Genomic DNA, 22704 nt, shown 5'->3' with positions numbered 1-22704 from the left:
CGCCATGCCATAGGCGGGGGGTGAGCGTCCAGACTTCAGACTTCGCGGCGCGCCTGCTCGGCTGGTACGACCGGTCGGCACGGGTGCTGCCCTGGCGGGTGCCGCCGGGCAGTGATGCGGTGCCCGATCCCTATCGCGTGTGGATGGCCGAGATCATGCTGCAGCAGACGACCGTCGCGGCGGTCGCGGCCTATTTCGAACGCTTCACGGCGCGCTGGCCGACCATCGCCGACCTCGCCGCGGCGGACGACGCCGACGTCATGGCGGCGTGGGCGGGGCTCGGCTATTATGCGCGGGCGCGCAATCTGCTCGCCTGCGCACGGGCGGTGGTGGCCGGGCATGGCGGCGTCTTTCCGGACAGCGAGGCCGGGCTGCGCGCCTTGCCCGGGGTCGGTGACTATACCGCGGCGGCGGTCGCGGCGATCGCCTTCGGCCGGCCGGCGGTGGTCGTCGATGCCAATATCGAACGCGTGATCGCGCGCCACCGGCTGATCGAGACGCCGCTTCCCGCCGCCAAGCGCGAAATCAAACGCGACCTCGCACCACTGGTGCCCGGCGATCGTCCGGGCGATTTCGCGCAGGCGCTGATGGACCTCGGCGCGACCATCTGCACCCCGCGCAGCCCGGCGTGCGCGATCTGTCCGGTGACGGCCGATTGCCGCGCGCGCGGCCGCGCCGACATCGACCGGTTGCCGGTCAAGCCGCCGAAGAAGGCCAAGCCGTGGCGGCATGGCGTCGCCTGGTGGATCGAGCGCGACGGGCAGGTCTGGCTGGTCAAGCGCCCCGACAAGGGCATGCTCGGCGGGATGCGCGCGCTGCCCGGCGGGGAGTGGAGCGATGCGCCACCGGGCGAGTCGGGACTGGTGTCGGTGGACCATGGCTTCACCCATTTCGACCTGACGCTGGTGCTGGTGCGCCGCGAAGCCCCGCCCGAATCGCGCGATGCCGCAGCGGAAGGCCTGTGGTGGCCGATCGCGGAGCTTGACGCGGCGGGGCTGCCGACGCTCTATCGTAAACTGACCGACAAGATGCTGGAGAGAGATGCATGAACATGATGGTTTCGCGCCGCGCGATGCTCGGCGGCCTCGCGCTTGGCGGCGGCGGCCTGCTGCTCCCCCATGCGGCGTGGGCGTGGAAGGAAGGCGGGGCGCAGCTCTATCCCGCGACGCACGAATTCATCAAGGGCTTCGTCGACCGCCGCGAACTCGCCGGCACCCTCGCCGCGATCGGCAAGGGGCAAGAGGACGCCACCTTCTTCGGCGCCGGGGTGCAGTCGCTGAGCGATGGGGTGCCGGTCGGTCCCGACACCCTGTGGCGGCTCTATTCGATGACCAAGCCGGTCACCGGCATCGCCGCGATGCTGCTGATCGAGGACGGCAAGATGACGCTCGACCAACCGATCGCCGACTTCCTGCCCGCTTTTGCGAAGATGCAGGTGCAGGATGTCCCCGACGGGTCGATCACCGCCGTGCATCCCGCCAAGACGATGATCACGGTGCGGCACCTGCTGACCCACACCGCGGGGCTCGGCTATAACATCATCCAGAAGGGGCCGATCAAAAAGGCCTATGACGACAATGGCATCGTCGGCGGGCAGGCGAGCAAGGTGGCGCTGCCGGGCTTCCCGCCGGTCACCCCGGCTCCCAGTCTTGCCGCGATGGCCGACCGGCTCGCGGCGCTGCCGCTCGTCTATGAGCCGGGGACGAAATGGAGCTATTCGATCGGGCTCGACCTGATGGGGCGGGTGATCGAGGTGGTGTCGGGCCAGAGCTTCGACGCCTTCCTGAAGGCGCGCCTGTTCGATCCGCTCGGCATGACGAGCACGGGGTTCATGGTCGCGGCGAAGGACGTCGGGCGCTTCACGAGCAATTATGCGGCGTTCGCCGGGGCGCTGATCCCCTTCGACCCGGCGACGAGTTCGATCTATCTCGACAAGCCGCCCTATCCGTTCGGCGGCGGTGGCCTTGTGTCGAGCGCGCGCGATTACGACCGTTTTCTCGCGATGCTGCTGGGGGAAGGCGAAACCGGTGGCAGAAGGGTGATGAAGGTCGAGACCGCGCGGCTCGCGATGTCGAACATGCTGAGCGACGCGGTTGATCGCAAGGGGACCTTCGTCGACGGGCAGGGCTTCGGCGCCGGCGGCCGCGTGTCGCTGCCGACCTCGCCGGGCGGCGAGGGGCTGTTCGGCTGGGCGGGCGCGGCGGGGACGATCGGCTTCGTCCACCGCAAGCTCGGCTATCGCGTCGGCGGCTATACCCAGATCATGCCGCCCGAAACCGTCTCGTTCCAGGCGAAGTTCGGCGAGACCGTGATCAAGGACGTCCTCGGCTGATGCCGTTGCCGCTGGGGTTCACCGGGGCGCGGCTCGACCGCGCCGACCAGGTTCGCACCGACGCCGCCGCCTTCGCGGCGGTCGCCGCCGATCCGCGCGCTTTGTGTCTCGTCCTCGACGGGATCGACTTTGTCCCCGGCGAGGGCGGGGGGCTCAGCTGGGAGCCGCTGGGCGCGGGCGACGACCGCGCGCCGATGCTGCTGGGAATCGACGAGGCGGGGGTGCCGCATTTCGTGCGCGAACCCGCGCCGAGCCAGCGGATCGACGCGCGCTCGCGTACCGTGATGCGGCTGCTGCCGCTGCTGTCGAGCGAGGAGGCGGCGCTTTATGGCGGCGCGCGCAGCCTGGTCGACTGGCACGCGCGGCACCGCTTCTGCGCGGTGTGCGGGAACCCGAGCGCGTTGTTCCGCGGCGGCTGGGGCCGCCAGTGCGCGACCTGCAACGCCGAACATTTTCCGCGCGTCGACCCGGTGGTGATCATGCTCGCCGAATGCGAGGACCGGGTGCTCGTCGGGCGGCAGGGCGGCTTCCCGCCGGGCTTCTTTTCGGCGCTCGCGGGGTTCGTCGAGCCGGGCGAATCGCTCGAGGAAGCGGTGGCGCGCGAATTGTTCGAGGAGGCGGGGATCCGTGTGTCGGACGTGTCCTATGTGGCGAGCCAGCCCTGGCCCTTCCCCTCGTCGCTGATGATCGGCGCGCGCGCGGTGACCGCTGACCCGGCGCTGACCCTCGACACGACCGAGATCGAGGCGGCGATGTGGGTCGACCGCACCGAGGTGCGCGCGGCGCTGGCGGGCGATATGGGGGCGCCGTTCATGGCGCCGCCGCCGCTGGCGATCGCAAGATATCTGCTGGAGGATTGGGCGGGTTGACGAAGAGGAGGGGGCCTATCCTCTTCGAGAAGGCTGGTATCTCTTATATGCCAGCCAGTTTGACGGGCTGCGTCCTGACTTTCCTCTACACCGGAATAGGCGTTCTGTTGATCGTCGTGCCGCAGTTCATCTTTCCCGACAGTCGAATCGTGTCCGCCTATCAGGTCGTGATATTTCTGTTGTTTTGGTGGATCGGCCTCCGCTTCGCCAAGCGGCACAGCGCTTAACGAGCCGATTCGGACCTCAGAATTTCTTGCCGGTAATCCGGCTGATTTCCTTCGCCACCATCGCTTCGACGAGCGGCGGCAGGTTGGTGTCGAGCCAATCCTTGAGCATCGGGCGCAGCGCGTCGAGGACGACATCTTCCATCGTGCGGGCGGTCGCGGCGGGGGCGGACACCGCGGGGGCGACCGCCGGGGTCACCGCGGCGGTCAGCGCTTCGAGCGACTGGCGCGCGGCATCGGCGCTGGCGGCGGAGACAAGCTCTTCTTCGCCGGCGACGGGGGCTGCACCCTCGGCCTCATCCTCTTCGTCGTGAAGTTCGAGCACATCCTCGGGCGCCGGGGCGCGGACTTCGCGCACCGCACCGGGGGCTTCGTCGCGCGCGATGACGCGCCGAATCGACGATAGTATGTCCTCCATCGACGGTTCACGCGACATGTCGCCCATTATGGCCCCCTGCGGCATCGACCGAAAGCCGGGCGATTAACCATGTTCATACCGGTGCCGGGCGATGCTTGCCAAGCCTTATTGTGGCGTCAGCGGATCGCCGGCGGGCACATTGGCGTTGGCGGCGGGCACCGCGCGGGTGTCGGTCGCGACCTGCTGCGGCTTGGGATCGTCGTCCCAGTCGAAGACCTTGCCCCTGACCCGTTCGTAATTGACCGCGGGGTCGTAGAGCGCGCCGCCCTCGATCCCGAGGTCGCGGGCCTCGGCCTTGCCCATCGCGGCGAGGACCGAGAAGGCGGCGACATAGGAGTTGCGGCGCGCCGAGACGAGCTGGACCTGGGTGTTCAGATATTCCTGTTCGGCGTTCAATATGTCGAGGATCGAGCGGGTGCCGACGCTGTTTTCGGCGCGCACGCCCTCGAGCGACAGGCCGTTGGCGCTCACCGCCTGCTGCGTCGCGGCGATGATCCGTTCGTTCGCCTGCCAGGCGGCATAGGCGCCGCGCGTCTGGGCGATGACGCCGCGTTCGGTCGCGACATAATTTTCGATCGCCTGGCTGCTGCGCGACTGCGCCTGGCGGACCTGTGCCGCGGGGCGTCCGCCCTGGAAGATCGGAACCGACAGCGACAGGCCCGTCTGGACATTGGTGGTGACATTCTCCCGCGCCAGCGACCCGGCCGCGATCGAGTTGAGATTATTGGCGTAGCCGGCACCGGCGATTGCGGACAGTTTGGGCATGCGGCTCGCGCGGGCAACGCCGATGTCGGCGCGGCTGGCATTGATGAGTTGGTTCGCCGCCTCGATGTCGGGATTGTTGGTGAGCGCGATCGCGACGGCGTCCTCGGCGGTGGTAGGCAGGTTCGGAAGCTGCGGCGGCTGTTCGAGGTCGACCGGCGCTTCGCCGACGAGCCGAATATACGATTCGCGGCTGTTGATCAGGTTCGATTCGGCGGTGCGCAGGTCGCCCTCAGCGAGCGCGAGCCGCGCCTCCGACTGGGCGACGTCGGTGCGCGTCAGGTCGCCGATTTCGAAGCGGTCGCTGGACGCCTGCAAATTGGTGCGCAGGACCGAGACATTCTTCTGGTTGAGCTGGACGATCGCCTGGTCGCGGATGACGTCCATATAGGCGCCGACGGTCTGCGCGAAGATGCTCGCCTCGGTCGCGCGCAAATCGGCCTGCCCCGCCTCGACGCGAAATTTGGCGGCCTTCACCGCATTTTTCACCGCACCGCCCTGATAAATGGGCACGCTCACCTGTCCGCCGGCATTCAGGAAGCGCATGGGCTGGACGTTCGCGTTGCCGGGAATGACCAGATTTTCCTGATAGTCGACGCTGACGCCCGCGTTCGGCAGGCCGCTCGCCTTCTGGATCGGGACATTCTCGTCGTTCGCGCGCTGGCCGGCGCGCGCCGCGGTCAGTGTCGGGTTGTTCTCATAGGCCTTGGCGAGCGCGCCCTGCAGCGTTTCGGCGTGGGCGGTGCTCGCGAGGGTGAGCGCGCCGACCGCGAGACCGGCGAGCCAGCGGCCGCGGCGTGCGAAGGAAATCGTCTTGCGGTCGTGCGTCATCATATCAGCCTGGAACGGAGGGGAGATGGAGGCGATCAGAACCGGAACCCGGCGGGACGGGCGAAACCCGGCAGCGGCGCGACGTCCATGTCGGCGAAGGGGCGCAGCGCGAGCGTGCCGCCGGTCTTCACCCCCTGGACGAGGCGGGTGACCGCGCCGTCGCGAAGCGCCGCGACGAGCCGGCCGCCCTCGACGAGCTGGTCGGCGAGCGCCGGCGGCAGCGTCTCGATCGCGCCTTCGACGATGATGCGGTCGAACGGTCCCTTGTCGGCGGCGCCGGCATGGAGCGCTCCGGCGATCCAGGTAATCGCGTCGTTCGCGGGGGCCATGGCGGCGAGCCCGGCCTCTTCCTCGAGCGCGAAGACCTCGGCGCCGAGCTGCGCGAGGCAAGCGGCGGCATAACCGGTCGCGGCGCCGACGAGCAGCACGCGCATGCCGGGGCGTATCGCCGCAGCGACGAGCATCCGGCCGGTGACCAGCGGCGCGTTGAGCGCGCGGCCGGCGCCGAGCGGGATCGCGCGGTCCATATAAGCGACGCTCGCCAGCGCCGGCGGCACATGATCCTCGCGCGCAACCGCGCCCATCGCGGCGACGATCGCCGGATCGATGACGTCGTTGGTGCGCAGCTGGCTGTCGATCATCGCCGCGCGCATCGCCGCGGCGGTGATTCCGTTCAAGTGCGCGTCTTCAAATTTGGTCGCCATCAGCGCTGTCCGATTCCTGGAAATGACCCGTGCTGCGGCCCGCTCTAGCCCAAGCCATGCTGTATTGCAATGCTAATACAGCATGAGCGTCCGCAGCGCCGCGCATAGCTGTCCCGGCCGCCGCCGCCAAGTCCCATCGGCGAATCCTTGACAAGCCGGCCAAAGCCCATCACTAGCGCGGTCCGTCCAACACCCGGCCCATTCGTCAGCGAGTGCGGCAATTTGGCATGAGGCCCGATGGCGGAGTGGTGACGCAGCGGACTGCAAATCCGCGCACGCCGGTTCGATTCCGGCTCGGGCCTCCAACCATATTCATCGAACCGGGCGATAGACCGCCTGATCCCGGTCTTCGGCCCAATCGAGCTCGGCAAGCAATCCACCCAGATCGGCGCGGCCGAGGCGCAAACGGCCCTCGGTCGCTTCGACGAGGTCGCGCACGATTGCGAGGCCCAGGCCATGACCAGTGCCCGCCTCGTCGATGCGGACACCGCGTTGCGTGGCGCGGAAGGCGGCATCTTCCGACAGGCCTTCGCCATCGTCGGCGACCGACAGGGTGACGGCACCGGATTCGCGTTGCCCCGAAATGCGAACCTGCCGGCGCGCGTGCTGCGCCGCATTTTCGATCAGCGCACCGAGCATTTCCGCAAGATCGACCTGGTCGACCGGCAGGCGAAGCGCCGGGTCGACGTCGACGGTGAAGGCGACGCGCTCGCCATATTCGCCGCGTTCGACAACGGCGACAAGCCTTTCGACCACGTCATGCGGCGCACATTCGCCGCCGGTCACCCGCGCGGCGGCGGCGCGCGAGCGGGCGAGCTCCGCTTCGAGCGCGGCACTGGCCGCCGCGACGGCTCGGTCGATTCCGTCGGCCGCGGCTTCGGCACCGCCCTCGCGTGCGCGGCGGCTCTGCGCCGACACGACCGCGAGCGGCGTCTTCAGGCTATGGGCCAGATCTGCGGCCCGGCGGCGCGCGCGACCGAGGTCGGCCTCGCGGGCCTCCGCCATCGCGTTGATCGCCTCGGTCAGGGGCAGGATTTCGGCAGGATGCGCCTTGGACAACCGCGCGGCGGGGCTTTTACGGAGCCGATCGAGGTCGCGACGGAGCCGGTCCAGCGGGCGCAGGCCCAGAGTGACCTGCACAAAGGCCGCCACCGACAGGACGAGCCAGAGCAGACCGAGCGACAGCGCGAGCTGTTTGTCGAACGCGCCGAGCGCGTCGCGCATCTCGCCGTCATTTGCGGCGACCCGGACCATGATGCCGATGTCGCCCCTGCCGGGGCGGACTGTGCGACTGACCATCGTCAACTGCGCGCCGAACGGGCCGGGCACGGTTGCGCTGGTCCAGCGGTCGGCCGCGGCGTCGGAGGCCGGAAGGCTCTGGTCCCATAGCGACGGCGACTGGTCGGTACCGCCGGGACCGCGCGCCTGCCAATAAAGGCCGCTCGCGATCGACTGGAAGGCCGGTTCGACCGGGGCCGGGGCGATGATCGGCTTGCCCGCGGCATTGACCGTCAGGCCGCCGATCACCTGTTCGGCCAGCGCCGTCAGTTCGGCCTCTTCGCGCCGCTCGACATGCTGGCGGAACATCCAGGATATGCCGCCCCAAGCCAGCGCAAGCGCCGCGAAGATGGCGACCGTCGCGCCGAGCAACAGCCGCAGGCGGAGAGACGTCCGCTTCACCCGGCCTCGCCGGTCAGCAGATAGCCGAGTCCGCGCCGCGTTTCGACGATGCGGCTGCCGAGCTTGCGCCGCAGCCGGGTCACGATCGCCTCGACCGCATTGGTATCGCTGCCGTCGCTGGCGCCGTAGAGGTGCTCGGCGATTTCGCCCGCCGACACGATCCGGCTCTGTTGATGCGCGAGAAAATTGAGCAGCCGATATTCGAGCTGCGATAGCTGGGTCTGCCGTCCGCCGAGGGTCGCGGTCATCCGCGCCGTGTCGATCGACAGGTCGCCGATGGCCAGCACGGTGCTGGCATGCCCCGCCGCGCGGCGGACGAGCGCCCGGGCGCGGGCGACAAGTTCGCCGATCGCGAAGGGCTTGGCCATATAATCATCGGCGCCGGCCTCGATGCCTTCGACCTTTTCGGTCCATTCGCCGCGCGCGGTCAGGATCAGCACGGGCATCGTCCGCCCGCCGTCGCGCCAGCGCTTGAGCACGCTCAACCCGTCGAGGCGCGGCAGGCCGAGGTCGAGGACGGCGAGCGCGTAATTTTCGACATCGCCCTGGAACCAGGCGTCTTCGCCGTTGGTGCTGCGATCGACGACGAAGCCCGCGGCGCCGAGCGCACGCGCGACATCGTCGGCGAGGTCCGGATCATCCTCGACCAGCAGTGCCCGCATTATTTATCCTCGATCCGCAGGATGGCTCCCGTGCGGGCGTTGATCTCGACCTCGCGCACCCGGCCCGCCGGGGTCAGGATCTTGACCTCATATTCGATCCCCGTGCTTTCATAATCGAGCTCGACCTTGATGATGTCGCCCGGAACCTTGGCTTGCGCAATGGCGAGGATGCGGGGCAGCGGCAGAACTTCGCCGCGTTGCACCGCGGCGCGGATCGCCTCCTGCTCGGCGCGCTTGCGTTCGGCTTTGGCGGCGTCGCCCTTCTTCGACTTTTGAAACGCATGGGCGACCGTGGGAGCGATGCCGGCCGCAAGCGGGACGGCGGTCAATATGGCGAGCGCGAGGATGGCGGGAAATCGCATGTTGTGATCCTTATTCCAGATTGCGATCTTTTCTAGCGCCGATTGGCTGATGCGAAGCTGACGGCCATGCGGCATAGGGCTGACAGTCAGACGACAGTTGCGCGCGCTAATTTTCGCTGTTTGGAACGAATGATCGCACGTCCGTCGGGGCGAAGACCGGTCGGCGTCGGTGGGAGGATGGATCTTGGTGGCAATGACGGCAGCGCCGGGTGCGGCGGACGGCAAACGACCGAAGCTTTATGGCCAGCTCTATGTGCAGGTTCTCGTGGCCATCGCGGCGGGCATCCTGGTCGGCGTGCTGTGGCCCGACGTCGGGGCGTCGCTGAAGCCGCTGGGCGACGCGTTCATCAAGCTGGTCAAGATGGTGATCGCGCCGCTCATCTTCCTGACCATCGTCACCGGCATCGCCGGCATGGGCGAATTGAAATCGGTCGGGCGCGTCGCGGGCAAGGCCTTTATCTATTTCCTCTGCTTCTCGACGCTGGCGCTGGTGATCGGGTTGATCGTGGCCAATGTGGTGCAGCCCGGGGCGGGGATGAACATCGACCCGGCCAGCCTCGATACCGCCGCGGTCAGCGAATATACGAAGCGGGCGCACGACACGACGCTCACCGGCTTCCTGCTCAACATCATCCCCGAAACCTTCGTCGGCGCGTTCACCGACCACAATATCCTCCAGGTCCTGTTCCTCGCGATCCTGTTCGGCATTTCGCTGGCGCTGGTCGGCGATCGGGCCCAGCCGGCGCTGACCATCCTCGATTCGGTGGCGGCGGGGTTCTTTCGCCTCGTCGCGATCCTGATGCGCGCGGCGCCGATCGGCGCCTTCGGCGCGATGGCCTTCACCATCGGCAAGCATGGCGTCGGCAGCCTCGCCAATCTCGCGGCGCTGCTCGCCACCTTTTACATCACCTCGGCGCTGTTCGTCTTCGTCGTGCTGGGCGCGGTCGCGCGCTACAATGGTTTTTCGCTCTGGCGCCTGCTGCGCTATCTGCGCGCCGAACTGCTGCTCGTCCTCGGGACATCCTCGTCGGAGTCGGCACTGCCCAGCCTGATGGAAAAGATGGAGGCCGCGGGCTGCCCCAAGGCGGTGGTCGGCATGGTGGTGCCGACGGGATACAGCTTCAACCTCGACGGAACGAACATCTATATGACACTGGCGGCGCTGTTCATCGCGCAGGCCACCGGGGTCGAACTGTCGCTCGGCCAGCAATTGCTGTTGCTGGGGGTCGCGATGTTGAGTTCGAAGGGCGCCGCGGGGGTGACCGGGGCGGGCTTCGTCACGCTGGCGGCGACGCTGTCGGTCGTGCCCACCGTGCCGGTGGCGGGCATGGCGCTGATCCTGGGCGTCGACCGGTTCATGAGCGAATGCCGGTCGATCACCAATTTCATCGGCAATGCGGTGGCGACGATCGTCGTCGCCCGCTGGGAGGGCGGGCTCGACCGCGACGCGCTGAACGCGGCGCTGCACCCTGCCGATCCGCTGGTCGACGCACCCGTCGAAATGCCGCCGCCGGTCGCCACCGCGACAGCCGAGTGACAGCCAAGGCGATTATTCCGGGATCAAGGGTGCCGACCAGAACAGGCGGATCCGCAATCCGGTGAGAGGAGAATTCCATGACCAAGCTTATGTTCAAGGTGGCGGCTGCCGCCATGTTTATGACGATGCCGATGACCGTCCAGGCCGGTGATGAAATTCCGCGCGCCGCCTCGACGCCGCAGACGGCGAAGAACTGGGTCGCCCCCGCGGGCAAGAACCTGGCCCAGTCGATCGTCGACGGCATCGTCGCGGGGCATCCCGAACTGGTCAGCATCACGATCCACGCCATCCCCGCCGGCATGACCGATTATACGATGATCGCGGGCACCTTTCCCGACCGCGTCGGCAATGTCTCGTCGCCGGGCGACGTGATCACCGCCAAGAAGGGCGTGACCCAGGTCGAATCGAAATGGGGCACCCCCGATTTCAACAAGAAGGTCTCGATCCTCGTTCCGCTGAAGGACCAGTCGGGCAAATATCTGCCGGTCACGATGGTCCTCGCGTTCAAGCAGTCGCCCGACAGCGGGCTGATCGACATCGACTTCATGCAGCCCGGCGTTCGCATCCGCGATGCGGTGGCATCGAAGATCCCGAGCACCGAGGCGCTCTTCTCGATCGTCAAATAACGCACGCCAATCGCATGACGGAAAAGGGCGGCCCTTGATCGGGTCGCCTTTTTTTTACGCCTGTGACGGGCGCGGGGGACAAAAAGAGAGCCGCGCGACCCGTGGACCGCGCGGCTCCGATGCGGGAGCTCGGGAGAAAAGCTCCGTTTCGCTAAAAATTGACCGAGAAGTTGAGCCGCACCCGGTTCAGCCAGTCGCGCGGCTGGTTGGCCCCGGCATAGAGCGGGTCGAGCGGCCGGTAGTGGTAGAGCGTCAGGTTGAGCAAAGTATTGGCGCGGGGCACATAATCGACGCTCAGCGAGTGCAGCAGATAGTTGGTCGCGATGTCGATATTGTCGTGGCTGAACGCCGCGAGCACCGCATCGACCTCGGTCCGGCTATAGCCATAGCCGAAGCGCAGGTCGTGCGGCTTCGACGCGCGGCCGACGAACAGGTCGGCGCCATAGCCGGTGTCGGCGTCGACCGCCGCGCCGTAATTATGGACATAATTGCCGATCAGCTGGACCGGCCAGCGCTCGCCGAGCCCCGCGAAGGTCGCCGATCCGACGATGTCGAGCATATCGAAGTCCGAGAGGTAGCGGCCCGCCGGGGTCAGCAGGTTCGACCGGAAGTCGCCGGCATCGGCACCGGTGATCGAGTTCAGGCGATAGTCGTAATAGCCCGCCGCGAGTTCGGCGTGGAAGACGCCGGGCGCGGTCGCGAATTCGATCTGGCCGCCGACCATGCTGCTGTCCTTGGCGCGGCTCGCTTCGTCGATCTGGAAATAGAGGCCGGTGGCCTTGAGCGACGCGCCGCCGGGCAGCGGCTGTTTATAGGCCGCCGATAGCCCCTGCGGGCTGACGTCGCCGTCCCACACCAGGTCGGTGCGGCGGAACGGCTGGGGAATCTTGCCGGCGTGGACGACCAGATTGCCCCAGGTCCCGCGAAGATAGATCTGGTCGAGGCTGACGCGCAGGTCGTCGTCCCAGTTCGACAGCGTCACATCGGCGGTGTTCGGATCGTCGTCGTCGCCGGTCGAAAGCTGGGCGCCCGCCATGATATGGTCCGAAACCGCATAATTGGCGCGCAGCCGCGCCCGGACGACGCCGCGGTCGCGGTTGCGCGCGTCGGTATCGCCGAAATTGCTTTCATAACGGACCCGCACGTCGCCCGAGAGCTGGAGCTTTGATGCCGGCTTGGCGGCGAGGGCGACCGGTGCGGGTGCCGCGGCCGCCCCTGAGATCGGCGCCCCCGAGACCGGCGTCGCGGGCGGCGGCGCGACGGGCACGCCGGTGATCCGGCCGAGCGTGTTTTCGACCTGCGCGATGCGCGCAGCGGTTTGCGCCTGTTCGGCCTTCAGCGCGTCGAGCTGGCGTTGCAGATCGGCGATCTGTTCGGCCGATGCCGACTGCGCCATCGCCCCCGATGAGGTGGTCGCGAACAGCAGCGAAAGGGCGATTGCGGCGCCCCGCAGGGGCGTGCGCGGTCGGGCCGCGAAGCGGCCTCCGAAAGTCCGGTTTTCTGCCATTTTTTTCCTCTCCATTTGCTCTTTTCGGCGTCGGGAGGGCTTGCCTCGCGCTCGTTTACATGCCTAGTTAGGTCCCTAATCTGTCGCGAAGCTGTCGATGAACGGCGACGACGGACCGGCCCGAGGAGTGGCCGAGGGAGAGGGTTGCGATGCGAATTCTGGTCGTCGAGGACGATCCCGATCTGGGCGACGCCTTGCTCAAGCGGCTCAGCCGCGAGGGGCATGCGGTCGATCTGCAGTCTGACGGCGAGGCGGCCGACGATGTGCTGTGCTACCAGGATTATGAGGTCGTGGTGCTCGACATCGGCCTGCCCGGGATGGATGGCTTCGAAGTCCTGCGCGCGATGCGGCGGCGGGGGTCGCTGACCCCGGTGCTGATGCTCACCGCGCGGTCGAATATCGAGGACCGGGTCGATGCGCTCGATGTCGGTGCCGACGATTATCTGTCGAAGCCGTTCGACTTTCGCGAGTTCGACGCGCGGTGCCGCGCGCTGCTGCGCCGCTCGCAGGGGATGGCGTCGAACGTCACCGCGATCGGTGACCTGGTCTTCGATCGCAACGCCAAGCTGGTGCGGGTCGGCGACACGCAGCTGACCTTGCCGAACCGCGAATTCCGCCTGCTCGAAATCCTGATCGGCAACATGGGGCGCGTGCTGAGCAAGGACCAGATCGCCTCGCAGCTCTTCGATTTCGACGACGATGCCGGTCCCAATGCGATCGAGCTCTATATCGGGCGCCTGCGCCGCAAGCTGGAGGGCGCGCTGGTCGTCCGCACCGTGCGCGGCGTCGGCTATGTCGCGGAAGCCCCTGCGGCATCGTGACCGCGCGGACCACCTCGCTGCGGCTTCGCCTCGCGGGGACGCTGGGGGTCGTCTTCCTGATCGGGATGGTCGCGCTCTACGCCGCGGCGATGTCCTATGCCAAGCTGGCCGCCGACAAATCCTATGACCGGCTGCTCGGCGGGTCGGCGCTCTCGATCGCCGAAACGCTGTCGATCCTCGACGGCAAGGTGCAGGTCGATATTCCCTATTCGTCGCTCGACATGCTGTCAGCGGCGCCCGACGACCGGGTCTTCTACCGTGTCGTCGGACCCGACCGGCGGACGGTGACCGGCTATCCGGACCTGCCCGACGTGCCGCAGCGCCGCAGCGTGCGCAGCGACAGCGACACATCGGGACAATTCTACGACGCGCGTTATCGGGGCGAGGATGTCCGCTTCGTGTCGCTGGCGCGCGAGATCGCGCAGCCGGGGACGACGGGCTGGGTCTATGTACAAGTCGGTCAGACCCGCCGCGCGCGCGACGCGCTGACGCGCGACCTTGTGTTCGGTTCGCTGGCGCCGATCCTGCTTATGACGGTCGTGGCGCTCGGCGTCGTGTGGTTCGGGGTCACGCTGGCCTTGCGTCCGCTCGGCCGGCTCAGCGGCGAACTCGCGAGCCGCCAGCCCGAAGACCTCGATCCGGTCGTCACGCCCGTTCCCGCCGAAATCGCGCCGGTCGTGGATTCGATCAACGGTTTCATGAGCCGGCTGCACGACAATATCGATACGCTGCGCAGCTTCATCGGCGACGCCGCGCACCAGCTCCGCACCCCGCTCGCGGTGATCCAGGCGCAGGCGCAGCTGGCGGAGGACGGCGACCAGGGGGACATGCGCGGCAGCCTCGTCGCGATCCGCCGCAACGCCGCGAAACTGACGCGGCTGGTGAACCAGATGCTCAGCGACGCGACGGTCCAGCACCGCTCGGACGTCCGGGTCTTCGCCGAATTCGACCTGCTCGCGACCGTCCGCCAGAGCGTCCGCGAGGCGGTGCCGATGGCCGAAGACAGCGACGTCCGCTTCACCAGCCCGCTGGCGCAGGCGCCGATGGTCGGCGACCGGGTGATGATCGGCGAAGTGGTCAAGAACCTGATCCAGAATGCGTTGACCCACGGCCGGTCCGAACATGGCGAGGTGTCGCTGATGCTGGTCGAGACTCCCGACGGCTATCTGCTCAGCGTCGCCGATCGCGGGAAGGGTATCCGGCCGGACGACCGCGAACAGGTGTTCGAACGCTTTGCCCGCCGCAACAACGACGAACCGGGGGCGGGGCTCGGCCTCGCGATCGTTCGCCGCGCGGTCGAAAGCCATCGGGGTGTGATCACGCTCGGCGACCGCGAGGGCGGCGGGTTGCTGGTCGAGATCGCGCTGCCACGCCGGGCGCGACGGTCATGATGCGCGGCATGATTTTCGCGCTATTCTGCCTGCTTTCGCTGGCGGGCTGTGCTGAGAAGGCCGCCGACCGGGGCGCCGCCGCCGAAACGCGAACCCTGACGATCTACAGCACTTCGGACCTTGAGGTCTTTCAGCCAGTCATCGACGATTTCCGGACCACCCATCCCGACATCATGATCGAATATGTCGATCTGGAAGCCGCCGAACTCGACCGGCGCTTTCGCGAGGAAAGCGCCGGCGCGGGATCGCCCGCCGACCTGTTGCTCAGCGCCGCGATGGATTTGCAGGTGCGGCTGGTGAACGACGGCTTTGCCGCGCCGCACCGGTCGCCGAACGCGGCGATGGTGCCCGGCTGGGCGCGGTGGCGCGACGAGGCGCTGGGCTTCACCTTCGAACCCGTCGTCATGGTGTTCAACCGCAAGGCGATGGCGGGGCGGCGCATTCCGATGTCGCGGCCCGAACTGCTCGCCGCGCTGCGCGAGGATCCCGAATTCTGGCGCGGCCGGATCGGCACCTATGACGCCGCCACCAGCAGCGTCGGCTATCTCGTCGTATCGCAGGATGCCCGGCAAAGCAGCGATTTCGGGGCGATCGCGGAGGCGTTTCGCGACAGCCGGGTGGTGACCGCGGGCACGACGTCGGAGGTGTTGCGCCGGATCGAAAGCGGCGAACTCGCGGTCGGCTATAACGTCCTCGGCTCCTATGCCCGCGCCGAGGCCGATCGGTCGAGCAACCTCGAGCTTGTCTACCCCAGTGACTATACGCTGGCGGTCGCGCGCACGGCCGTCGTCCCGAAAAGCGCACCCGAGGCGGCGGCGGCGCATCTGTTCCTCGAATATCTGCTGTCGATTCGCGGGCAGCGTATCCTGACCAATCGAAGCCGGCTCAGCGCGGTGAGGCCCGAGATTGACGGGCCGTACAGCCGCTTGGGCATCGCCGAAAAAAGCGTCGGGCCGCTCCGCCCGATCGCACTGGGGCCCGGCCTTCTCGTCTATCTCGACGCGCAGAAACGCCAGCGTTTGCTGGACCTGTGGAGCGGGCACAGCGCACGCTGAGAGGCGGCATCCACACTGTCGCGGCCATGACAGGCCGGTGACAGCAACCTCTGTCAGAACATCCATCATAGAGCCGGACTGATCGGCCGCGCGGCATGATGCCGCGGCAATCGAATCACCGCCACGAGCGGTACGGGGATGGAGAGAGAGATGTCGGGGGTAACCCAGTGCTGACCCTGCTTGGCTTTGGAATGGTGATCACGTTCATGGCGTTGATCATGACCAAGCGGCTGTCGCCGATGGTCGCGCTGATCCTGATTCCGGTCCTCTTCGCGCTTGTCGGCGGTTTCGGCGGTCCGAAGCTGGGCGAGATGATGATCGACGGTGTGAAGACGCTCGCACCGACCGGCGTCATGCTGATGTTCGCGATCCTCTATTTCGGAATCATGATCGATGCCGGGCTCTTCGACCCGGTGGTTCGCCGCATCCTCGCGGTCGTCGATGGCGATCCGCTGAAGGTCGTGATCGGGACCGCCGTTCTTGCCGCCTTCGTATCGCTCGATGGCGACGGTTCGACGACCTATATGATCGTCTGCGCATCGATGCTGCCGCTCTATCGCCGGCTCGGGATGAACGCGCTGAACCTGACCTGCGTTGCGATCCTCGCGGGCGGGGTGATGAACCTGACGCCCTGGGGCGGTCCGCTGGCCCGTGCGGCCAGCGCGCTTCAGATCGACCCGTCGGCCATTTTCGTGCCGATGATCCCCACCATGGTGGTCGGCGTGATCGGCGTGATCGCCCTCGCCTGGCATCTGGGGCTGGCCGAGCGCCGCCGCCTGGGCGTCCTTGCGTTGCAACCCGCCTATGCCTTCGGCTCGCTGAGTTCGGCGGCGACAAGCGGCGCTGCGCTGCGGGAAGCGATGCGCTCCGACGCCTCGCCCGATGGCCTCGCCAATGACGGGCTGATGGAAGAATCGGCGCTGCTGCCGGCCGAAAATGGCGAGGCCGAGGCGCTGCGTCGGCCCAAGCTGCTGTGGGTCAACGCGCTGCTGACGATCGCCCTGATGGCCGGGCTGATCATGGCGGTGCTGCCGCTGCCGATCCTCTTCATGATCGGTTTCGCGCTGGCGCTGGTGATCAACTATCCGAAAGTCGACGAGCAGCGTCGCCGGGTCGCCGAACATGCGAAGAATGTCATCGCGGTCGTTTCGCTGATCTTTGCCGCCGGCGTGTTCACCGGCATTCTCGGCGGCACCGGCATGGTCGATGCGATGTCGAAAAGCTTCCTTGCGGTCATTCCCGATGCATGGGGTCCCTATCTGGCGCCGATCACCGCGATCGCGAGCATGCCTTTCACCTTCTTCATCTCGAACGACGCCTTTTATTACGGCGTGCTGCCCGTCGTGTCGGAGGCTGCCGGCCACTATGGCATCGGCCAGCTCGAGATGGCGCGCGCGTCGTTGATGGGGCAGCCCGTCCATCTTCTGAGCCCGCTGGTGCCGTCGACCTATCTGCTGGTCGGTCTGGCCGGCGTCGAGTTCGGGGATCACCAGAAATTTACGCTGAAATGGGCCGTCGCGATCTGTCTGCTGATGACGGCCACCGCAATGGCCACCGGGATATTTCCGCTGGTCTCGATGACCTGAGACCAAAGACCGTTTTGGATTTTCCACCCACGCGGGGCAACCGCGGGGTGAATGAAGGGGAAGAGAAGATGAAGACCGCACGATTTATGATCGCCACCGCCCTGTTCGCGCTGGTGCCTGCAACGCCCGGCTTTGCGCAAACGAACGACGACCAGGCGGCAGCCGGGGCGCAGGAGGACGAGGCGGCCGAAGACGAAGCCATCATCGTCACCGGCACCTTCCTCGACGACGGGTCTAAGAGCGCGATGAAGATGGACGTCCCCGTCCTCGACACGCCCTTTTCGGTGTCGAGCTATTCGAACGAGTTCGTGAAGTCGCTCGAGACGCAGAGCGTCGCCGACCTCTACAACTACATGACCGGCCTCAAGAAGTCGGGCGGAACCGCCTATGACATCACGCTGCGCGGGTTCAAGTCGAGCGGCGACGACCGCAACTCGATCATGGTCGACGGCCTGCCGGGCCTGACCGGACGCTATGGTTCGCCGCCGACGATCGGCGTCGAGCGCATCGAACTGGTGAAGGGTCCGATGTCGGTGCTTTACGGCCAGATCCAGCCGGGCGGCTTCGTCAATATCATCACCAAAAAGCCGCAGGCGCAGGCCGCGACGACGATCGAGCTGCGCGGCAACACATGGCTCAGCAAGAACCGCCATGCCTTCGACCATTTCGGCCTGACCGGGTCGATCGATTCGACCGGCGCGCTCGCCGGCGATGGCGCGCTGATGTACCGCCTCGTCGCCCAATATGGCGACAATGACGGTTTCCGCGATTTCGCCAATCAGAAGCAGACCTTCGTCGCACCCAGCCTGACCTGGGAAATCGGTCCCGACACCACATTGACGGTTCAGGGCGAATATCGCCGCACACGCGAAAAGTTCGACAATGGTCTGGCGGCGCCCTTCGACGGGCTCACCTCGGTGACCAGCACGATCTACGATATCGACGCGGTCGCGCCGATCACCACCACCTATCAGTCGCCCGACGATTTCCGCGTCGAGGAAGGCAAGGCGCTGAGCGCCTATTTCAAGCATGACTTCGGAAACTGGGCGCTCAACGTCAGCGGCCGTCACGTCGATTACAGCAGCCACCAGCAGGAATTTTCGAGCGTCAACGTCGCGCGCATCGCGGGCGAGTTTCGCGTCACCCGCCGCGCCCGCGAACTCAAGACCGATCGCAAATACGACTATGTCGACATCAACCTGAACGGCGAGTTCGAGACCTTCGGGCTCGAACACAAGCTGCTGGTCGGGGTTAACGCCGGCAAGGATCAGGTGAGCGAAAATCGCCTGAAATTCTTCAACTCGAACAATCGCAACGCCGCTGGCGTATGCCCCGTCGGCGGGACCTGTCTGGATATCGGTCTCTACAATCCCGACTTCGGCGCCTTTCCGAGTTTCGAGTCCTTGCCGGCGCTCAATCCGGCGTTGACCGACCAGGAAAATCTGCTGACGCACCGTGTCATCGATTCCAGCAACTGGGGCATCTACCTGTCGGACCTGATTACCGTGACCGACTGGCTCAAAGTCAGCGCTTCGGTTCGCAAATTCCGCGAAAAGGCCGTGGTGCAGCCCGACGCACGCAATACGCCGACCGTGGTCAATACCCGCATTACCAAACGGGATGTCCTGCCGAGTTTCGGCATCCTGCTCCAGCCGAAGGACAATATCACCATCTACGGCAGCTATGCCGAATCCTTCGTGCCGGCCGATCCGGGCATCTACGACATCAACGGCCAGAATAATTTCGCGCCGCTGGAGGGTAAGCAATATGAGTTCGGCATCAAGACCGAGGATCTGCTCGACGGTCGCCTGAACGCGACCGCCGCGATCTATCGCATCGACCAGATCGGCCAGATCACGCAGTTCCAGTGCCCGCTCGGCAGCTGCTCGGCCCAGATCGGCAAGGCGCGGTCCGAGGGCTTCGAGATCGAGGGCAATTACGAGCCGATCGACAATTGGCAGTTCATCTTCGGCTATACGCACATCAACGCTCGCGTGCTGACCTCGATCCCGTCGCAGGCGTTCCAGGTCGGGCGTCCGCTCGCGAATGTCGCAAAGGATGCGGCCAATTTGTGGACCCGCTACGACTGGGAAAATGGTCTCGGCGTCGGTCTCGGCGTAACCTATACCGGTCCGCGTGCGGGCATCTTGCCTACGAACAAGGACGACCTCAAACCGCTCGACCTGCCCGGCTATCTGCTCGTCGACGCGGGGATCTATTACAAGGCCGAACGCTTCTCGGTGAACCTCAAGCTCGGCAATCTCTTCGACAAGCGCTATTTCGAAAGCTCGGGCGCCGGTTCGTCGGGCCGCGTCCAGATCCAGGCCGGCCAGCCGCGCTACGCGACGCTGACCACGCGCTTCACCTTCTGATCATGCAAAGGGTCGCCAACATCATGCGTCGACATGCCTTGCGGTCGCTCGTTGCCCTGTCGCTCGTCGCGACCGGGGCCGCGGCGGCGAACGCCGAACCCTATCAGAAGGGCGAGCCCGTCAGCGGCACCATCCGCAACTATGGCTTCGGCCTCGGCGGGGTACTGGTCCAGTGGCAGGAGGCGTTCAGGAAGCTGCATCCGGAGATCGTGTTCGAAAACACCCTGCCGACCAGCGACGCCGCCTTTCCGGCGCTGGTGACCAACGTCACCGACCTGGGCCCGAACGGCGGCGAACCGGCGATCGTCGAGGCCTTGAGCTTCTTCGAAACCCATGGCTATCACGCCTCCTATGTCGTGGTCGCGTCGGGCTCCTATGACCGCGAGGGCCGCTCGAACGGCCCGGTCGTCTTCGTCCACAAGGACAATCCGCTGAAGCAGCTGACCGTCGAGCAGCTCGACGGTATCTTCGGGTCGGAGCGGTCGGGCGGCCTGCGCGGCTTCGAATGGACCGAAAAGGATGCGCGCGGCCCCGAAAAGGACATCCGCACCTGGCGCCAGCTCGGCGTCAGGACCGGCCCTTGCGCGAACAAGCCGATCAAGACCTATGGCCACGGCCCGTCGGGGACCACCCGCTTCTTCCAGCTCCATGTGCTCGGCGGCAGCGACAAGTGGAACCCCAATTACAGCGGCCATGTCGAAACCGGCAGCAAGCAGATCCCCGCCGACGAGCGCCACCACGGCCGCCTCGGCGCCAAGCATATGCTGGGCGAGCGGCTGGCGAACGACCCGTGCGCGATCGGCTGGTCGGTGATGTCGCAGGCGAAGGAGATCGAGGGGCTCAAGCCCGTCGCGCTCGCGGCGCGCGGCACGACCAACTATGTCCTGCCGAGCGAGGCGAGCTTTCGCGACCGCAGCTATCCGCTGGTCCGCAACATCTACATCTATTTCGACCGCAAGCCGGGCACCGCGATGGAGCCGCGCTTCCGCGAGTTCCTGCGTTTCGCGTTGAGCGACGAGGGGCAGAAGATGGTCGCCGACGCCGGCTATCTGCCGCTGCCCGCCAAGATGCTCGCCGAACAGCGCGCCAAACTCGATTGAACTGCAACAATGCCCCGCGATGCACGCGGGGCCAAAGGGGAAGAGCGATGAAGGTCAGAATTTTCAGCCTGCGCCAGCTTTGGGGGGCCTTGATGCTCCTGCTGGCCGCGACATTCGCCGGACCGGCACTGGCGCAGACCGCCAATGTGCTGATCAAGGTGCCCGTCGGCACCGAAACGCCCGAGGGGCTGGCGACCACGCTGGCCGCATGGCGCCAGTCGGGCCAGGTCTCCGATGCCATCTGGCTCGAGGCTGACGAGGAAAAGGGCGCGGCTTTCAGCCGGTTCGTCGCGCTCGAATTCCCGACCGAGGGCAGCTATCAGGCGTGGGTCCGCGAGGGCCAGCCGAAGCTCGCCGCCGCGCTCGACGTCAAGCGCGTCGACGTGCTGACCCACGGCGAAAAGACCCCGCGCGATTCGAACAATTCGGTCTTCAAGATCAACATGTACGAACCGACCGCGCCCGAGGCGAAGCAGCGCGAATTCGCGACCGGCTATATCAAGCCGCTGATGGACGGCCAGATCGCCGGCAAGCTGCTGATGCGCTACACCATGTATCTGGAACGCGGCGCGGGCGGCAAGACCTGGCTCTTGATGGAATATCGCGATCCGGTCGCCTTCGCCAAGTCCGAGGATTTCAAGGGCGTGCTGCGTCCGCAGCTCCTCCGGGACAATGCGACCTACGCCGCGTTCGACAAGGTCAAGGATTCGCTGCGCACGACGGGTCCGGAAACCTTGTCGAGCTATCGCGAACTGCCGCCGCCGTCGCTGCCGAACCTGCCGTCGTACAAGCCCGAATTCCGGGTCGTCGGCGGCCTGCGCATCGTGGGCAGCGAGCTCAAGAATGCCGTGCCGCAGCTCGCCGCCGGCTTCGCGCAATTCCACCCCGAGGCGAAGATGGCGACGAGCCATATCCCGTCGAGCGAGGGCGGCATCGCCGGTCTCTACATGGGCGTCTCGGACGTCGCGCCGATGGGCGACGATGCCAAGATCACCGACATGATGCCCTTCTACAACGCCTTCGGTTATATGCCGACCGAGATTTCGGTCGCGACCGGCGGTTATGAAAAGCGCGGGTCGCTGTTCGCCTGGGCGATCGTCGTCAACAAGAACAACCCGCTCAACGAAATCTCGATGGACCAGCTCGAACGGCTGTTCGGCTCGGAACGCACCGGCGGCTGGGAACTGTACAAGGGCGACTATAAATATACGTCGAAATATGCGCTCGACCGCTCGAAGCTGATCCGCACCTGGGGCCAGCTCGGCGTCAAGGGCGCAATGGCGAACAAGGAGGTCGAAACCTTCGGCTATGTCGCGCCGGGCTTCGCGATCGCGATCCAGCGCCACCTCCTTTACTGGTCGCAGAAGATGAACCCCAACTTCCGCGAATATGTCGAGGCGAAGCAGGCGGTCCCGGGTACCGAAAAGGATATCGCGAGCACCGCGGCGCTCGAAGACCTGTCGAAGAACCCGAACGCCATCGGCATCGCCTCTCTGATGCACGTCAAAAACTATCCCGATGTGAAGGTGCTGAAGGTCATCCCGCGCGGCGGCGGTGCCGCGGTCGCGCTGACGCCGGACTCGGTGGCGGGCCGCACCTATCCGCTGATCCGTGACGGCTATTTCTACGTCAACAAGGCGCCGGGTCAGAAACTCGATCCCAAGGTACGCGAATTCATGCGCTTCGTGCTCAGCCGCGAAGGCCAGGAAATCATCGCCCGGGTCGGCTATTATTATCCGCTGACCCCCGAATATCTGGCCGAGCAGCTGAAGAAGCTCGACTGATATGCTGATCGCCCAGCCCGCGATGCCGTGACATCGCGGGCTGGGCCGGCCGGCACTGCGCGATGCGCGTCCCGCAGTGCC

At 66.4% G+C, this 22704-nt stretch carries 20 protein-coding genes and 1 tRNA gene; 14 read left to right on the top strand and 7 right to left on the bottom strand.

What is annotated here, in order from left to right; translation table 11 throughout:
* Positions 1-20 precede the first annotated feature (20 nt).
* The 4 genes from ASD67_RS05930 to ASD67_RS05915 are packed head-to-tail and all read left to right on the top strand — an operon-like array spanning position 21 to position 3428.
* Positions 21-1049 (top strand): A/G-specific adenine glycosylase, encoded by a 1029-nt coding sequence (locus ASD67_RS05930; protein ID WP_056344702.1) that lies wholly within the window; start codon positions 21-23, stop codon positions 1047-1049.
* Positions 1046-2332, top strand: a complete 1287-nt coding sequence (locus ASD67_RS05925) for a serine hydrolase domain-containing protein (protein WP_056344700.1) — start codon at positions 1046-1048, stop codon at positions 2330-2332. The genes ASD67_RS05930 and ASD67_RS05925 overlap by 4 nt, the downstream gene beginning before the upstream one ends.
* The gene (gene nudC, locus ASD67_RS05920) at positions 2332-3201 is read left to right on the top strand and encodes an NAD(+) diphosphatase (RefSeq protein WP_056344695.1); all 870 of its coding nucleotides are present in this window, start codon (positions 2332-2334) and stop codon (positions 3199-3201) included. The genes ASD67_RS05925 and nudC overlap by 1 nt, the downstream gene beginning before the upstream one ends.
* 47 nt (positions 3202-3248) lie before the next feature.
* A complete protein-coding gene (locus ASD67_RS05915) occupies positions 3249-3428 on the top strand; it encodes a hypothetical protein (protein WP_156377590.1) in 180 nt (59 codons plus the stop codon).
* Positions 3429-3444: 16 nt separating this feature from the next.
* Here the strand turns inward: ASD67_RS05915 and ASD67_RS05910 are convergent, their stop codons facing one another.
* From ASD67_RS05910 to ASD67_RS05900, 3 genes are all read right to left on the bottom strand, one after another.
* Positions 3445-3861 (bottom strand): DUF2497 domain-containing protein, encoded by a 417-nt coding sequence (locus ASD67_RS05910; RefSeq protein WP_443028010.1) that lies wholly within the window; start codon positions 3859-3861, stop codon positions 3445-3447.
* 87 nt (positions 3862-3948) lie between these two features.
* Entirely contained in the window at positions 3949-5436 is a 1488-nt protein-coding gene (locus tag ASD67_RS05905) for a TolC family outer membrane protein (protein WP_056347062.1), read from the bottom strand.
* 35 nt (positions 5437-5471) lie between these two features.
* Positions 5472-6140, bottom strand: a complete 669-nt coding sequence (locus ASD67_RS05900) for a protein-L-isoaspartate O-methyltransferase family protein (protein ID WP_056344686.1) — start codon at positions 6138-6140, stop codon at positions 5472-5474.
* 231 nt (positions 6141-6371) lie between these two features.
* On the opposite strand from ASD67_RS05900, the gene ASD67_RS05895 reads away from it, so the two are divergent.
* A tRNA-Cys gene (locus ASD67_RS05895) sits at positions 6372-6445 on the top strand.
* A 7-nt stretch (positions 6446-6452) separates the two neighbouring features.
* On the opposite strand, the gene ASD67_RS05890 is transcribed toward ASD67_RS05895, so the two are convergent.
* The 3 genes from ASD67_RS05890 to ASD67_RS05880 are packed head-to-tail and all read right to left on the bottom strand — an operon-like array spanning position 6453 to position 8844.
* A complete protein-coding gene (locus ASD67_RS05890) occupies positions 6453-7820 on the bottom strand; it encodes a sensor histidine kinase (protein ID WP_056344683.1) in 1368 nt (455 codons plus the stop codon).
* Positions 7817-8482 carry a response regulator transcription factor gene (locus ASD67_RS05885; RefSeq protein ID WP_056344680.1) on the bottom strand — a complete coding sequence of 222 codons (666 nt, stop codon included), beginning with the start codon at positions 8480-8482 and terminating at the stop codon, positions 7817-7819. Before ASD67_RS05885 ends, ASD67_RS05890 begins: the two co-directional genes overlap by 4 nt.
* A complete protein-coding gene (locus ASD67_RS05880; protein WP_156377589.1) occupies positions 8482-8844 on the bottom strand; it encodes a PepSY domain-containing protein in 363 nt (120 codons plus the stop codon). Before ASD67_RS05880 ends, ASD67_RS05885 begins: the two co-directional genes overlap by 1 nt.
* 193 nt (positions 8845-9037) lie before the next feature.
* Here ASD67_RS05880 and ASD67_RS05875 point away from each other — a divergent pair, with 193 nt between their 5' ends.
* On the top strand, positions 9038-10381 hold the full coding sequence (locus ASD67_RS05875) for a dicarboxylate/amino acid:cation symporter (RefSeq protein WP_056344674.1): 1344 nt from the start codon (positions 9038-9040) through the stop codon (positions 10379-10381).
* 77 nt (positions 10382-10458) lie between these two features.
* The gene (locus ASD67_RS05870) at positions 10459-11007 is read left to right on the top strand and encodes a hypothetical protein (RefSeq protein ID WP_056344672.1); all 549 of its coding nucleotides are present in this window, start codon (positions 10459-10461) and stop codon (positions 11005-11007) included.
* Between the two features lie 151 nt (positions 11008-11158).
* On the opposite strand, the gene ASD67_RS05865 is transcribed toward ASD67_RS05870, so the two are convergent.
* Positions 11159-12403 (bottom strand): putative porin, encoded by a 1245-nt coding sequence (locus ASD67_RS05865; RefSeq protein ID WP_162248547.1) that lies wholly within the window; start codon positions 12401-12403, stop codon positions 11159-11161.
* A gap of 260 nt (positions 12404-12663) precedes the next feature.
* On the opposite strand from ASD67_RS05865, the gene ASD67_RS05860 reads away from it, so the two are divergent.
* From ASD67_RS05860 to ASD67_RS05830, 7 genes are all read left to right on the top strand, one after another.
* Positions 12664-13335: a response regulator transcription factor gene (locus tag ASD67_RS05860; protein WP_056344667.1), complete on the top strand. Its 672-nt coding sequence runs from the start codon at positions 12664-12666 to the stop codon at positions 13333-13335.
* Positions 13332-14726 carry a sensor histidine kinase gene (locus tag ASD67_RS05855; RefSeq protein WP_056344664.1) on the top strand — a complete coding sequence of 465 codons (1395 nt, stop codon included), beginning with the start codon at positions 13332-13334 and terminating at the stop codon, positions 14724-14726. Before ASD67_RS05860 ends, ASD67_RS05855 begins: the two co-directional genes overlap by 4 nt.
* 8 nt (positions 14727-14734) lie before the next feature.
* The gene (locus ASD67_RS05850) at positions 14735-15781 is read left to right on the top strand and encodes an ABC transporter substrate-binding protein (RefSeq protein WP_162248546.1); all 1047 of its coding nucleotides are present in this window, start codon (positions 14735-14737) and stop codon (positions 15779-15781) included.
* 167 nt (positions 15782-15948) lie between these two features.
* A complete protein-coding gene (locus tag ASD67_RS05845) occupies positions 15949-17367 on the top strand; it encodes a CitMHS family transporter (RefSeq protein ID WP_056344658.1) in 1419 nt (472 codons plus the stop codon).
* A gap of 86 nt (positions 17368-17453) precedes the next feature.
* Positions 17454-19739: a TonB-dependent siderophore receptor gene (locus ASD67_RS05840; protein ID WP_162248545.1), complete on the top strand. Its 2286-nt coding sequence runs from the start codon at positions 17454-17456 to the stop codon at positions 19737-19739.
* 23 nt (positions 19740-19762) lie between these two features.
* Positions 19763-20839, top strand: a complete 1077-nt coding sequence (locus tag ASD67_RS05835; RefSeq protein ID WP_162248544.1) for a PstS family phosphate ABC transporter substrate-binding protein — start codon at positions 19763-19765, stop codon at positions 20837-20839.
* 47 nt (positions 20840-20886) lie between these two features.
* Entirely contained in the window at positions 20887-22623 is a 1737-nt protein-coding gene (locus ASD67_RS05830) for a PstS family phosphate ABC transporter substrate-binding protein (protein WP_056344647.1), read from the top strand.
* Positions 22624-22704: the final 81 nt, after the last annotated feature.

The sequence above is a fragment of the Sphingopyxis sp. Root1497 genome, assembly GCF_001427085.1.
Lineage (GTDB): Bacteria > Pseudomonadota > Alphaproteobacteria > Sphingomonadales > Sphingomonadaceae > Sphingopyxis.
Note: the sequence above shows the minus strand (reverse complement) of the source record. Positions and strands in the feature narration are given on the sequence as shown.